At 67.1% G+C, this 13,786-nt stretch carries 9 protein-coding genes; all 9 read right to left on the reverse strand.

The features are described 5' to 3' along the window. Nucleotides 1–64: 64 nt before the first annotated feature. The 9 genes from E8L99_RS12500 to E8L99_RS12540 all read right to left on the reverse strand — a co-directional run bounded on the left by E8L99_RS12500 (nucleotide 65) and on the right by E8L99_RS12540 (nucleotide 13,578). Nucleotides 65–2,806: a molybdopterin-dependent oxidoreductase gene (locus E8L99_RS12500; protein WP_137099848.1), complete on the reverse strand. Its 2,742-nt coding sequence runs from the start codon at nucleotides 2,804–2,806 to the stop codon at nucleotides 65–67. Continuing rightward, a complete protein-coding gene (locus tag E8L99_RS12505) occupies nucleotides 2,806–3,672 on the reverse strand; it encodes an FAD binding domain-containing protein (RefSeq protein ID WP_137099849.1) in 867 nt (288 codons plus the stop codon). Before E8L99_RS12505 ends, E8L99_RS12500 begins: the two co-directional genes overlap by 1 nt. Beyond that, on the reverse strand, nucleotides 3,672–5,366 hold the full coding sequence (locus E8L99_RS12510; protein WP_137099850.1) for a hydantoinase B/oxoprolinase family protein: 1,695 nt from the start codon (nucleotides 5,364–5,366) through the stop codon (nucleotides 3,672–3,674). The genes E8L99_RS12505 and E8L99_RS12510 overlap by 1 nt, the downstream gene beginning before the upstream one ends. Next, the gene (locus E8L99_RS12515) at nucleotides 5,363–7,402 is read right to left on the reverse strand and encodes a hydantoinase/oxoprolinase family protein (RefSeq protein ID WP_391527446.1); all 2,040 of its coding nucleotides are present in this window, start codon (nucleotides 7,400–7,402) and stop codon (nucleotides 5,363–5,365) included. The genes E8L99_RS12510 and E8L99_RS12515 overlap by 4 nt, the downstream gene beginning before the upstream one ends. A gap of 248 nt (nucleotides 7,403–7,650) precedes the next feature. Continuing rightward, on the reverse strand, nucleotides 7,651–8,367 hold the full coding sequence (locus E8L99_RS12520) for an ABC transporter ATP-binding protein (RefSeq protein WP_137099852.1): 717 nt from the start codon (nucleotides 8,365–8,367) through the stop codon (nucleotides 7,651–7,653). Further along, a complete protein-coding gene (locus E8L99_RS12525) occupies nucleotides 8,367–9,155 on the reverse strand; it encodes an ABC transporter ATP-binding protein (protein ID WP_137099853.1) in 789 nt (262 codons plus the stop codon). The genes E8L99_RS12520 and E8L99_RS12525 overlap by 1 nt, the downstream gene beginning before the upstream one ends. Then, complete coding sequence (locus E8L99_RS12530; protein WP_137099854.1) at nucleotides 9,152–11,026, reverse strand: ABC transporter permease; 1,875 nt, start codon at nucleotides 11,024–11,026, stop codon at nucleotides 9,152–9,154. Before E8L99_RS12530 ends, E8L99_RS12525 begins: the two co-directional genes overlap by 4 nt. 114 nt (nucleotides 11,027–11,140) lie before the next feature. Beyond that, nucleotides 11,141–12,367 carry an ABC transporter substrate-binding protein gene (locus E8L99_RS12535; RefSeq protein ID WP_137099855.1) on the reverse strand — a complete coding sequence of 409 codons (1,227 nt, stop codon included), beginning with the start codon at nucleotides 12,365–12,367 and terminating at the stop codon, nucleotides 11,141–11,143. A 203-nt stretch (nucleotides 12,368–12,570) separates the two neighbouring features. Next, a complete protein-coding gene (locus E8L99_RS12540) occupies nucleotides 12,571–13,578 on the reverse strand; it encodes an asparaginase (RefSeq protein ID WP_137099856.1) in 1,008 nt (335 codons plus the stop codon). Nucleotides 13,579–13,786 lie beyond the last annotated feature (208 nt).

A 13,786-nucleotide genomic window follows, 5' to 3' on the forward strand; every position in this document is an offset into this window, starting at 1 on the left:
CGCTCGATGCTATGGCGAGCCTCGAAGGATCGGTCGCCGTCCGCGGAACACATGAGACCATCCCTCATTCCGCGGCCTCCTTCGCCTGCATGGCCTCCCACAGCCGATGCGGCAGCACCGGCACCTGGGTGACCCGCACGCCGGTGGCGTGGCGGATGGCGGCAAGGATCGCGGGCGGGGTTGCCACCAGCGCCGGCTCACCGACGCCCTTGGCGCCATAGGGGCCCTCGGGCTCGGTATCTTCGATCAGCTTGACCACGATCTCCGGCATGTCGCCGACGGTCGGGATCAAGTAGTCGTGCAGGTTCTCGGTGCGGCCGGGGAGATATTCCTCCATCAGCGCCAGCCCCAGGCCCTGCGCGATGCCGCCATGGATCTGGCCCTCGGTCAGCGTCGGATTGACCGCGCGGCCGACATCGTGGGCGGCGACGATGGTCTTCACCTTCACCGTGCCGAGGATCCGATCGACCTCGACGCTCGCCACCTGAGCCGCGAAGCCATAGGTCGCATAGGGAATGCCCTGGCCATTGGCGTCCAGCGCCGTGCTCGGCGGATCGTACATGCCTTCGCCGGCCAGCACGGTACCCACGTCGTCGGCCGCGAGCGCCGCCAGATCGAGAGTGCGGCTCGCCTCGCCATCTTCGACAGAGAGCGTCGTGCCGTTCAGCGTCAGCTTCGCGCCCGGCCCGGCATTGGCAAGCGCCAGGATCTTGGCGCGGAGATCCTCGCCGGCAAGCTTGGACGCATTGCCGGAGACAAAGGTCTGCCGCGAGGCCGAGGTCTTGCCGGCATCATAGGTGCGATCGGTGTCGCCGATGACGAAGTCGAAATCGGTCACCGGCAGGCCGAGCCCGTCGGCGGCGATCTGTAGCAGCACGGTGGAGGAGCCCTGGCCGATATCGGCGGCGCCATTCCAGAACGTCAGCTTGCCGTCGCGTCCGAGCGTGATGCGCATGCGCGACGGGTTCGACATCGACGTATTGCCGCAGCCGTACCACATGCAGGCAATGCCGACGCCCATGGCCACGCGCCCGCCCTTGGCATTGTGCGCCTCAGCCTCGGCCTCGAGGCGGAAGAAGTCGTCCTTCACAGCATCGAGGCATTGCGGCAGGCCGGCTGAGGCATGGATCACCTGGCCGCAGGGCGTCGCATCGCCATGGTCGATGGCGTTGAGCCGCCGGATCGTCCAGCGATCAAGCCGGAGCTTTTCCGCGAGATCATCGATCAGCGTCTCGCCGGCAATCGCCGCCTGCGGGATGCCGAAGCCACGAAACGCGCCAGCCGGCACCTCGTTGGTGTGAATGGCCCGCACCCGGTTATGGACGTTCGGCACGCGATAGGGGCCGCTCGCATGAACCGGCACGCGGCCGGCAACCGTTGGCCCCCAGGACGCATAGGCGCCGGTGTTGAAATCGCCGGTCATCTCATAGGCCGTGAACCGGCCCTCGGCATCTGCCGACATGCGCGCGGAAATCGCCGAGGGGTGCCGCTTGGTGGTGGAAGCCATGCTCTCGATGCGCGAATAGATGACGCGCACCGGCTTGCCCGTGACCCAGGCGGCGACCGCGAGCAGCGGCTGCACCGAGACGTCAAGCTTGCCGCCGAAGCCGCCCCCGCAGGCGGTCGGCACGATGCGCACATCGGCCATGGCAAGCCCCATGACGCGCGCGACCTCTTCCTGGTCCATGACGGGCGCCTGCGTGCAGGCCGTCACCTCGATGCGGTTGCCGACGCGCAGCGCATAGCCGGCCTCCGGCTCAATATAGGCATGTTCGACAAAGCCGGTGCGGAACTCGCCGGTGGCGGTGGCAGCGCCGGCACGATGGCCGGCCTCGACATCGCCGGTCTTGAGATTGCCGCGGCTCAGCACATTGTCGGGGATGGTCGGATGGAGCGCATACGCGCCCGGTTCCAGCGCTGCCTCGACGCCGATCAGCGCCTCTTCGATGTCCCAGGCGATCGGCAGTTCGGCGACGCGCACCGCCTCCACCGCCTCGCGGGTGCCGACCAGCGCCAGCACGCATTCGCCGCGATAACGCGCGAAGCCCGGCGCGAAGACCGGCTGGTCCTTCAGATGCGGGAAGATGCCGAAACTATTGGCGCCGGGCACATCGGCGGCCGTCAGCACCGCCTCGATGCCGGGATGGCCGGCCTTGAAGGCCTTGATGTCGCCGAGCGTGAAGCCGGCGCGGGCATGGGGCGAGCGCACGGCGCGCAGCCAGAGGGCACCCTCGGGCGCGAAGTCCGCGCCGAAACGGTCCGTGCCGGAGACCTTCGCCAGGCCATCGACGCGCGCGATGCGGGCGCCCACCGCCTGGCCGGCTTCGGCGACGGGGGCGGGCAGGATGTTTGCGCCACGCGCCACATCGGCCACCGCCTCGATGATCTTGATATAGCCGGTGCACCGGCAGAGCACGCCACCGAGCGCGTCCTCGATCGCCTGGGTGTCGGGGGAGGGCGTGTGCTTCAGGAGATCGGCTGCCGCCATGATCATGCCCGGCGTGCAGATGCCGCACTGGGCCGCGCCATGGGCCAGAAAGGCCTGCTTGAGGCGATCGACGATCGGGTCCGCGCCCTCGATCGTCAGGATGTCATGGCCCTCGGCCTGGGCCGTCGAGACGAGACAGGAGCAGACCTGCTCGCCATCCACCAGCACGGTGCAGGCGCCGCAATCGCCGGCATCGCAGCCGATCTTGGTGCCGATGAGCCCCAGGCCCTCGCGCAGCGTATCGGCGAGCGAGGCGAAGGGATCGGCGGTGACGGCGCGGTCAGAGCCGTTGACGCGAAGAACGATGGCCTGGCTCATCAGGCGGCCCTCCGGCTTGAGGTTGCGGCGAGGTCGGTCAGGAGATCGCGGACGAGCGTGGTCGCTGCGCCAAGACGGTAGGCGCCGGTGGCTCGGACATCGTCAATCGGGGAGAGCGTGGCGAGGTGGCGCGCTTCCACATGGCCGGCAGCGTCGGCCAGCGGCACGCCGATCAGTTCGCTTTCCAGCCGTCCCAGCCGTTCGGCCACCGCCGAACAGGCGCCAACCGCGATGCGCACGGTCGTGATGTGGCCGGCCGCATCGGTTGCGACCACGCCTGCCACCATTGCGATGGAGATGACCAGATAGGCCCGGGCGCCGAGCTTCAGGAATTGGGACCGTGCGCCGTCGACCGAGGGGATCAATATCGCCGTGACGATCTCGTCGGGGCGGAGCGCCGTCTTGCGATAGCCGGTGATGAATTCGGAGATGGGCAGCGTGCGCGTACCGGCAAGGCTCGCAAGCTCGATCTCGGCATCCAGCGCCATCAGGTTCGGGATGCCGTCGCCGGCTGGCGAGGCCGTGACGAGATTGCCGGCCAGAGTGCCGGAATTCTGCACCTGCACGCCGCCAACCGCGCGGGCGGCTTGTGCATAGCCATCGAACAACGGAGGCAGATCGGCCCGGATGAGATCGGTCCAGGTGGTGAGCGCACCGAAGCGGACGCCGGTCGCCGTCTGCTCGATGCCACGCAGGCCCGGCACGGCGGAGAGATCCAGTACGTCCTTGTGGGTCGGGTCGCCCCAGGCGCGCTTGGCCGTGCGCACCGGATAGACATCGGTACCACCGGCAAGCGGCATCACGTCATGGTTCGCCCGGATTTCCAGCGCCTCGGCCAGCGTCTTCGGTCGGAAATAGGCCGTCATCACGCCCTCCATCCCCACAGCCGCCCGGCTTCCTCGGCCGTGTAATAGCCGCGCGCCACGTCGCGGCTGATGGCGGCGGGATCGCGCCTGGCCGGATCGCCATAGCCGCCACCACCCGGCGTCTTCACCTCCACGCGGTCGCCCTTGCGGATCAGGATGCCCTGGTCCTTGGAGAGATGTTCCGGGATCGTCGTCGTGCCGTTCCGATGGATCATCACCTGGTTCGGCGCGCCGTCCTGGCCACCCAGCACGCCCGGCGGGCCGAAGCGGCCGTGATCCATCACGAAGGAGGCGCGCGCCTCGCCGCGTAGCAATTCCATGTCGTAATGGACGCCGAAGCCGCCGCGCTTTTCGCCGGCGCCGCCCGAGCCCTCGTGCAGCGAGAAGCGTCGGAACAGAACCGGGTAATATTGCTCCATCACCTCTATGGGCGCGGTCTTGGAGATCCCGATGGTCGAGCAGCCATTGGTCAGGCCGTCGGTCGCGACATTGCCGCCATAGCCACCGCCCGTGATCTTGTACATGACGTAGCCGGCGTTCTTGGCCGGGTCGAAACCGCCCAGCGCGAAATTGCCGGACGTGCCGGCGGGCGCGGCCGTCACCTTGTCCGGGATCGCCTGGACGAGGGCCAGGAACACCGCTTCCGCGATGCGCTGTGACACTTCCGCCGCGCAGCCCGAGACCGGCTTCGGATATTGAGCATCCAGGAAAGTGCCGACCGGACGATTGACGATCAGCGGCTCGAAGGCGCCCGAATTGATCGGCACGTCGGGGAAGATGTGCTTCACGCCGAGATAGACCGCCGACAGCGTGGTGGCGATCACCGAGTTCATCGGCCCCTGGCAGGGCGGCGATGATCCCGCAAAATCGAAGGTCAGCGTGTCGCCGGCCTTGGTCACGGCGAGCGCGATCTTCAGCGGCTCGTTCACGACACCGTCGGAATCGACATAGGCCACGCTTGCATAGGTCCCGTCCGGGATCTGGCGGATTTCCGCCCGCATCCGGTCGGCCGAGCGGGCGCGGATCTGGACGATCGCCTCGTCCAGTGTCTCGCGGCCATAGCGCGCGACCATCTCCATGAGCCGGCTCTCGCCAACCAGCAGGGCGGCGGCCTGGGCCTTGATGTCGCCGATCCGCTGTTCGGCAATGCGGATGTTCGACGAGATGATCGCGAAGATCTCGGGATCCATCTCGCCCTTCTTGAACAGCTTCACCGGTGGCAGGCGCAGGCCCTCCTGCTCCACCTCGGTCGCATGGGCCGAGAAGCCGCCCGGCACCATGCCGCCGATATCGGGCCAGTGGCCGGTATTCTGCAGCCAGCAGAACAGCTCGCCCTCGATGAAGACGGGCTTGGCGAAGCGCACGTCCATGAGGTGCGTGCCGCCGAGATAGGGGTCGTTGACGATGTAGATATCGCCGGGCTCGGGCTTGCCGGCCTTGCCCTCGCGGATCAGCCGGATGATCTCTTTCGTCGAATACTGCATGACGCCGACAAAGACCGGCAGGCCGAACTCGCCCTGGCTGATCAGCGCGCCGGTATCGCGGTCATAGATGCCGTCGGCGCGGTCATCGGCTTCCGCGATCACCGGCGAGAAGGCCGAGCGCGAGAAGGCGATGTCCATCTCGTTGCAGACCTGCTGGAGGCCGGCCTGGATGACGGCAAGGGTCAGCGCGTCAATGGGTTTCGTGCTCATACCTTCACCCTCAGATTGCCGATGGCGTCGACGGTCGCGACCGTGCCGGGCTCGATGATCGTGGTGGCGTCGATCTGCTGGATGGCGGCGGGGCCAGAGACGCTGCCGCCGATCGGCAGGCGGTCGCGGGAATAGACCTTGGCCTCATGCCAGGCGCCGTCGGCATAGAGCTGGCGCGTGCCGATCACCGCCTCTTCCGCCGTTGCCGCACGGGCCGCGCCGTCGATCAGTGCTGAGAGCGGGAAGCTCTTCCGCCGCCCGATCACGCTGGTCACCAGATTGACCAGCACCGCGCGGATTTCCGGCAGGCGCACCTGGAAACGCTTGAAATAGGCCGCCTCGAAGGCTGCCTGGATCGCCTCGCGGCTGACATCGGCGCTGGCGAGCGGGACCCGGATGAGATGGGTCTGGCCACGGAACTGCATGTCCGCGCCATGCATCACCACGATCTCCTCGATCTCGGCCTTCTCCTTCTCCACCGTCTCCAGCGCGCTCTGGCCTTGAGCCGCCATCAGCCGGTGAACCTCGGCCATGTCGACCTGGTCGAGCGGCTTGTTGACCGTGTTCACCCGGTCCTGCCGGAGATCGGCGACGAGGCAGCCCAGCGCATTGGTGAGGCCCGGCCGCGCCGGCACCAGCACCTCGGGAATTCCGAGCTCGCGGGCGAGCGCTACCGCATGGAGGGGACCTGCGCCGCCAAAGGCGAACAGCACGAAATCGCGGGGGTCATAGCCCTTGGAGAGCGACACCATGCGCACCGCGCCGGACATGTGGACATTGCCGAGCCGGATCACGGCGGCGGCGGCTTCCTCCACGCTCATGCCGAGCGGATCGGCGATGTCGCGGGCAAAGGCCTGGCGGATCGCCTCCATCGAGACCTTGGCATTGACGGCGGTCAGCCGTTCCGGATCGAGCCGGCCGAGCACCAGATTGGCATCCGTGATGGTCGGCTTCGTGCCGCCGCGCCCAAACCCGATCGGACCCGGCTCCGAGCCCGCCGAATGGGGGCCAACCTGCAACATGCCGGCCTTGTTGACCGAGGCGATCGAGCCGCCGCCGGCGCCGACCGTGCGCACATCCACCATGGGCAAATGGATCGGCAGGCCATAGGCAATTGTCAGTTCGGCCGAGACTTCCGGCACGCCGCCATGGATCAGTGCGACGTCGGTGGATGTGCCGCCCATGTCATAGGTGATCGCGTTGGTGAGGCCGGACTGTGCGAGCGTGGCGGCTGCCGCCATCACGCCGGAAGCCGGGCCCGACATGACGGTCTTGGCCGCTTCAAGGGCCACCACCGAGGCCGGCACCGTGCCGCCATTGCCGTTCATCACCAGGAGGTCGTGGGCAAAGCCCTTGGCCGAGAGATCGGCCTGCAGCCGCTGGACATAGCGGTCGAGGATCGGCTGCACGGCGGCGTTCACGCTCGCCGTGGTGCCGCGCTCATATTCGCGGAACTCCGAGAGAAGCTCGTGGCCAAGCGTCACATAGGGGTTCGGCCAGAGGGAGCGGACGATCTCGCCGGCGCGCTTCTCGTGGGCCGGATTGGCATAGGCGTGCAGGAAATGAACGACGATCGCCTCGCAACCGGCTTCGATCAGCGCCTTGGTCTCGCGGGCCACCGCGGCCTCGTCGAGCGGGATCACCACTTCGCCGTGGGCGTTCAGCCGCTCGGGCACCTCGCGGCGGAGCTCGCGCGGGATCAGCGGGTCGAACGTACCGATCATGCCATAGGCGGCGGGGCGGGTGCGCCGGCCAAGCTCGAGAATGTCGCGGAACCCGTCGGTGGTGATCAGGCCGACCTTGGCCACCTTGCGTTCCAGCACCGCATTGGTGGTGGCGGTCGTGCCATGGATGATCAGGTCGAGATCGGCGGGCGAGGCGCCCGCCGCCTCGATGGCCTGGACGACGCCGAGCGCCTGGTTGGCGGCGCTGGTCGGCACCTTGGCCAGGCGCACGGTGACCCGGCCACCCTCCGTCTCGGTCAGGAGAAGGTCGGTGAAGGTCCCGCCCACGTCGATGCCGGCTACTCGCCTCACGGTCTGCCTCGTCATTCGTCTACGAACGTTGGCGACATGCCAAGGTTCAATTTTGCTTCGTCCATCCACCGCCCCGGGGGGCGATTTCTGTCATTGGTCACCCCCGGCGAGCCCGAAGGGCGAGGGAAGGGGGTCCAGGAGTCGTTTGTCCCGACTTCGTGGCCCTTGGATCCCCTTCCCTCGCCGGGGATGACGGATCATCCCAGTCGACGCAGCGACGGCCTCTTCCCCATGTGGGGCTCATGCACTCACATGCTCAGATAGGCTTCGCGGATCTCGTCATTGGCTTCGAGATCAGCCGTCGTTCCCTCGTACCGGATCGCGCCCTTCTCGATGACATAGGCGCGGTCCGACACGGCGGAGGCGAAGTATAGGTTCTGTTCGGAGAGCAGCACGGCGATGCCCTCGGCCTTCATGGCGAGCACGGCATCGGCCATCTGCTCGACGATGACGGGCGCAAGGCCCTCCGAGGGCTCGTCCAGTAGCACCGCATGCGGATTGCCCATCAAGGTGCGGGCGATCGTCAGCATCTGCTGCTCGCCGCCCGACATGGCGGAAGCTCTGCGGCCCTTCATCTCGGCGAGATTGGGGAAGATCGCGAAAAGCCGCTCCGGCGTCCAGGCATTGGCGGTGCTGCCCGCCGCCTTCCGCCCGACTTCCAGGTTCTCGTAGACGGTGAGGTCGGTGAAGATGCGCCGCTCCTCGGGCACATAGCCGAGGCCAAGGCGCGCGATCCGGTAGGGCTGCTGCCCGGTGATCATCTCACCCTCGAAGGTGATCCGTCCCTCGGAGGGAATGAGGCCCATGATGGCCTTCAGCGTCGTGGTCTTGCCGGCACCATTGCGGCCCATCAGCGCCACGACCTCGCCGGAGCGGAGCGAAAGATCGACGCCGAACAGCACCTGAGCGCGGCCATAGGCGGCCGAAACGTTCTGGACGTCGAGAAGCGTACGGGAGGTGGTCATCACGCGGCTCCCACTGTCGCGCGCCGCGCCTTGAGCGCCGCCTGCACGCCGGTTTCGCCGAGATAGACCTGCTTCACCTGCGCGTTCGACCGGACCTCGTCGGGCGTGCCCTCGGCGATGATCTCGCCGCGCACCAGCACCAGGATCCGGTCGGAATGGGCGAAGACCGCGTCCATGTCGTGCTCGGTGAACAGGACGCCGATCTTGTGCTTGCGGGCGATGCTGGCCGTCAGCTCCATCAGCTGGGCGCGTTCCTTCGGCGCCATGCCGGCGGTCGGCTCGTCCATCAGCAGCAGCTTCGGATTGGAGGCGAGCGCAATTGCCAGTTCCACCCGCTTCACGTCGCCATAGGCGAGCTCCGACACCGGCCGTTCCGCCATGTCGGCCATGCCGACGCGGTCGAGAAAGCCGATCGCCTCGTCGCGGTGGAGGCTGTGGGCATTGGCGGTCAGCGAGCGCGTCTCGTTCCGATGCGAGATCAGCGCCATCTGGACATTCTCGGCGACGCTCATCGAGACGAACGTCTGGGCGATCTGGAAGGTCCGCCCCACGCCCTTGCGCCAGACCATGCGCGGCGGCTGGCCCGTCACGTCCTCGCCGTCGAGCACCACGCGGCCGAGATCGGGCTTCAGCTGGCCGCCGACCATGTTGAAGGTCGTCGACTTGCCGGCACCGTTCGGGCCGATGATAGCGAGCAGTTCACCGGGCGCCAGCTGGAACGACACGTTCTTGGCCGCCGTCACACCGCCGAAGCGCTTCTGCAGATTGTCGACCAGGAGCAGCGTCATGATGCGGCCCTCCCGGCGAAGCGCTCGCGGGCGGTCTGCACCGCGCCGACAAGACCGCGCGGGAAGATCAGCACCATGGCGATGATGGAGGCGCCGAGGAAAAACCGCCAGAAATCGGTCAGCGGCATGAAGAAGTCCTTCACCGAATGGAAGAAGGCCGCCCCCACCAGCGGGCCCATCACGGTCTGGATGCCGCCGGTCAGGATCATCACCAGGAAGTCGATCGACATGGAGATCGAGATCATGGTCGGATCGATCGACCCCTTGGAAAAGGCATAGAGGCCGCCGGCAAGGCCCGCCGCAGCGCCGGCCAGGATGAAGCCGAGCCAGCGATGGGTGCGCACATCGATGCCGATGGAATCGGCTCTGGTCGCGCTATCGCGGGCTGCCCTCAGCGTATAGCCGAAGGGGGCATAGACGACGTGGCGCAGCGCGAAGATCGCGGCCAGCGACAGCACGGCCACGACGTAGAAATAGACCTGCCGGCTCGACGCCCAGGCCGACGGCCAGACGCCGACCACGCCATTGTCGCCGCCGGTGACCTCCACCCACTGGAAGAACACCGCATAGGTGATCTGGGCGAAGGCGAGTGTCAGCATGGCGAGATAGATGCCCGAGAGCCGCACGATGAAATAGCCGAACAGGGCGGCTGCAAGACCTGCCGCTATCGGGGCGGCGATCAGCGCCACCTCCATCGGCAGCTTCAGCGGCCCGGTGACCAGGAGCCCCGCCGCATAGGCGCCGACGCCGAAATAGGCGGCATGGCCGAACGAAACGAGCCCGCCATTGCCGATCAGGAAGTTGAGCGAGAAGGCGGCAAGCGCGAAGACCAGAATCTCGATGCCGACCTTGACCTTGTAGGCATCGCCGACAAGCGGAATGGCGAGCAGGGCCAGCACAACCAGGGCGCTGATGATCCACTCCGTCCGGGCGAAGGGCTTCAGGTTGAGGATGCCCTCCGGAAGGATGGCGCGATTGGCGGTCGCGTCCGGCTTGCCCATCAGGCCCCAGGGCTTCACCACCAGGACTACCGCCATCAGCAGGAACACCAGAACCAGGGTGATCTTGGGGAAGATCAGGATGCCGAAGGCTTCCAGCATCTTGATGATCAGGGCGGCGATGAAGGCGCCCGGCACCGAGCCCATGCCGCCGATCACGGTGACCACGAAGGCTTCCGTGATGATGGAGAGGTCCATGCCCGTATTGGCGGGCAGGCGCGGGATCTGCAGCGCGCCGCCGAGGCCGGCGAGGAAGGCGCCGAGGAACAGCGTGCCGGTGAACAGCACGGCCTGGTTGACGCCGAGAGCGCCGACCATCTCGCGGTCCTGGGTCGCCGCCCGGATGAGCACGCCGAAGCGCGTCTTGTGCATGATCAGCAGGAGGATGCCGAGCACTGCCGGGCCGACGGCGATCAGGAACATCTCATAGGCCGGAAAGCGCTGGCCGAGGATCTCGATGCCGTGCCGCATGCCCGGTGCGCGCGGCCCCGTGATGTCCACCGGGCCCCAGATCTTCAGCACCACGTCCTGGACAATCAGCACGACGCCGAAGGTTGCCAGAAGCTGGAACAGCTCCGGCACCTTGTAGATGCGGCGCAGCAGGACAAGCTCCATCACCACGCCCAGCACGCCGACCACGATCGCCGACAGGATGACGCCGAGGAAGAACAGGGCCGGCGACCGGTCGAACTCCAGAAGCCACGGTACGATCGTCACGGCCATGTAGGCGCCGAGCATGTAGAACGAGCCATGGGCGAAATTGACGATGCGGGTCACGCCGAAGACGATGGTCAGGCCGGACGCGATGACGAACAGCGCCGAGGCGCTGGCCAATCCCGATAGGGCCTGGATGACGAGGAAGGAGAGGTCCATCGGGGGCGACTCTCGGCGCAAGCGATCAGAGCAGGGTCACGGCGATGCCGCGATCCGGTGGGGATCTTCCGCCCGGGAGCAGGTCCCGGGCGTATCGTTTCGATCTGATTGGCCTCAGATCTTGCGCGCGGCGCGCACCTCGGCCTCGGGGATCATCACCTCGGCACCGTCCACGTAGCGGAAGTTCTTCATGGTCGGCAGCTTGCCCTGCAGGGTGGTCTCGCCGACCCAGGCGCCGAGCGTCGACTGCTGGTCGATCGCCCGCATGGTCACCGGTCCGCAGATGGTCTGCGTCGTCAGACCCTTGAAGGCCTCGATCATCGCAGCCGTTTCGGTCGACTTCGCCTTGTTGAACATGTCGCGGATCATGAACGGCACGACATAGCCGAGCACCGAACCAAGGCGCGGGCTGTCGTTGAACTTCGCCTTGTAGGCGGCGACGAAGGCCGGATGGCCATGGGTGGTGATCTGCTCCGGCGGATAGCCGGTAACGATCCAGCCGGCGGGGGTCTCGTCGCCGAGCGGCAAGAGATATTCCGGCTCGCCGGTGAGCAGGCTCACCACGGTGCGACGCTCGAACAGGCCGCGCGTGTTGCCCTCGCGCACGAAGGCGGTGAGGTCGGCGCCAAACAGCACGTTGAAGATGCCGTCAGGCCGGCTTTGGGCCAGAGCGCCGACGGTTGCGCCGGCATCGACGCGGCCAAGAGCCGGGAACTGCTCGGCCACCACTTCGAAGCCCGGAACCGCCTCGCCCATCAGGCGCTTGAAGGCCGCGACCGCCGACTGGCCATACTCGTAGTTCGGCGCGACCACGGCCCAGCGCTTCACGCCCTTGGCCTTGGCGGCATCGACCAGCATCTTGGTCTGCATGTAGGTGCCGGGGCGGACGCGGAACGTGTAGGGATTGCCGCTGCCCATGGTGAGCGCGTCGGTCAGCGGCTCGGTGGCGAGATAGAGCACCTTCTTCTGGTTGGCGAAGTCGGCCAGCGCCAGGCCGACATTCGACAGGAAGGCGCCGGCGATGAACGAGACGTTCTCGCGGGTCATCAGCTCTTCTGCGACCCGGACCGCGTCGCCCGGCGTCGAGCCGTCGTCGCGGAACACGATTTCCAGCGGCCGGCCGCCGAGGCCGACAAGGCCGCCGGCCTTGTTGATCTCTTCCACGGCAAGCTGCATGCCGTTGCGATAGGGCACGGCGAAGGCCGCCATGCGCGAATAGGAATTGAGTTCGCCCACTTTGACGGGCGCGCCCTGGGCGGCGCCGCTCTTCGACGTCAGCGCCACGCCGGTTGCGGCAAGGCCGCCGACGACGCTGCGGCGGGACAGGTTCAACTTGGTCATGGAGCAACCTCCTTCAGGACACGGGGGCGGAGAACCGCTGTTCAGCCTCTGGACGCCTCCCGTCGTTTCATCGCGGGAGATCATTCGTAAACGAACGATACCTTCTCTCTAGGCGCTGGCAAGAGGGAAAATTGGAATTTCTGCAAACTGCTTGGGCACTGCACAGACTGTCGAAAAATGCGGCAGAAAAGGCCTTCCGCAGCTCATTGGAGCAGCGCTCCGGCAGGTTTCAGCCCGCCGACCACGATGCCGTTCCAGTTCACCAGTGACGGTTCGGCCAGGGCCTTGAACGCGGCTGCCTCGCTCTCGCTCATCGGCACGAAACGCCGGATCAGCGACGCCATGATGACTTCGGCGGCCCGGCTCGCGCCGTCATTGCACTTGATCGCGACGCCGAGACCCTGGTCCGGGAAGGCCGCGCAGAACACGCCCTCGGCGCCGGTCTTGACGAAGACGCGCGGGCCGAACAGCTCCATCGCGCGGGTGCAGAACCGTCCGGTGCCGGCCACCATGAAGGGCTCTGCGGCGCACGCCGCGCGCAGCCTGGCCATCGCCTTGGCGCGCTCCGGCCCGACGCCATGGCCGGTGGCGAGCTTCGCGAAGCCGTGGGAGAGCCTGGACAGCGGAATAGCATAGGTCGGGATCGAGCAGCCATCCGTGCCGATGGCGGTCGCCGCATCGAGCTTGTGGCCGGTCACCTCGCCGACGGCTTCGGCGACGTACCGCTGCACCTTGTGGTCGATACCGACATAGCCCCTGGGGTCGATGTCGTTGGCGCAAGCCAAGCAGACGAAGCCCGCATGTTTGCCCGAGCAATTGTTGTGAAGCGCCGATGGTGCGCCGCCGGAGCGCGCAAGCTCCTGCGTTGCGGCAGCACCCGACGGCCAGTGCGCGCCGCATTCAAGCGTTGCGACATCACGCCCGGCTTTCGCCAGCATGCCGGCCGAGGTCGCGGCGTGGCGGGCCTCGCCCGAATGGGAGGAACAGGCGAGCGCCAGTTCGGCATTGCCGAAGGCGTAGCGATCGGCAGCCCCGCTTTCCACCAGCGGCAGGGCCTGCAGTGCCTTGATCGCCGAGCGGGGATAGACTGGCCGATCCTCGCCGATCGACCAGACCACCCGACCATCGCCGTCGGTCACGATCGCCGCGCCGCGATGGACGCTCTCGACAGCCGGGCCGCGGGTGACTTCGACAAGGATAGGATCGGACATGGCTCAATGCTCGGCAGGGCATGCGGGGAGCGCATTGTTAGCAGCCGCGTTGCGCTTGCCTAGGGGCAGCGGCGCGATGGCTGCTCCACAGGAGCGTCGTGCTCCGCCCGGCGGCCCAACCGTCATCCCCGGCGAGCCGTGCAACGGCGAGGGAAGGGGATCCAGGAGCCCCATGTCCTGACCAATGGCCCCTGGGCCCCCTTCCCTC

Origin of the sequence: Phreatobacter aquaticus (assembly GCF_005160265.1) — a bacterium.
Classification (GTDB): Bacteria; Pseudomonadota; Alphaproteobacteria; order Rhizobiales; family Phreatobacteraceae; genus Phreatobacter; species Phreatobacter aquaticus.

What these genes read in the sequence shown, in the direction of transcription:
- E8L99_RS12535 (WP_137099855.1), bottom strand. Translation starts at nt 12,367, where the DNA reads ATGACCAAGTTGAACCTGTCCCGCCGCAGCGTCGTCGGCGGCCTTGCC.
- E8L99_RS12520 (WP_137099852.1), bottom strand. Translation starts at nt 8,367, where the DNA reads ATGACCACCTCCCGTACGCTTCTCGACGTCCAGAACGTTTCGGCCGCC.
- E8L99_RS12505 (WP_137099849.1), bottom strand. Translation starts at nt 3,672, where the DNA reads ATGACGGCCTATTTCCGACCGAAGACGCTGGCCGAGGCGCTGGAAATC.
- E8L99_RS12500 (WP_137099848.1), bottom strand. Translation starts at nt 2,806, where the DNA reads ATGAGCCAGGCCATCGTTCTTCGCGTCAACGGCTCTGACCGCGCCGTC.
- E8L99_RS12525 (WP_137099853.1), bottom strand. Translation starts at nt 9,155, where the DNA reads ATGACGCTGCTCCTGGTCGACAATCTGCAGAAGCGCTTCGGCGGTGTG.
- E8L99_RS12540 (WP_137099856.1), bottom strand. Translation starts at nt 13,578, where the DNA reads ATGTCCGATCCTATCCTTGTCGAAGTCACCCGCGGCCCGGCTGTCGAG.
- E8L99_RS12510 (WP_137099850.1), bottom strand. Translation starts at nt 5,366, where the DNA reads ATGAGCACGAAACCCATTGACGCGCTGACCCTTGCCGTCATCCAGGCC.
- E8L99_RS12530 (WP_137099854.1), bottom strand. Translation starts at nt 11,026, where the DNA reads ATGGACCTCTCCTTCCTCGTCATCCAGGCCCTATCGGGATTGGCCAGC.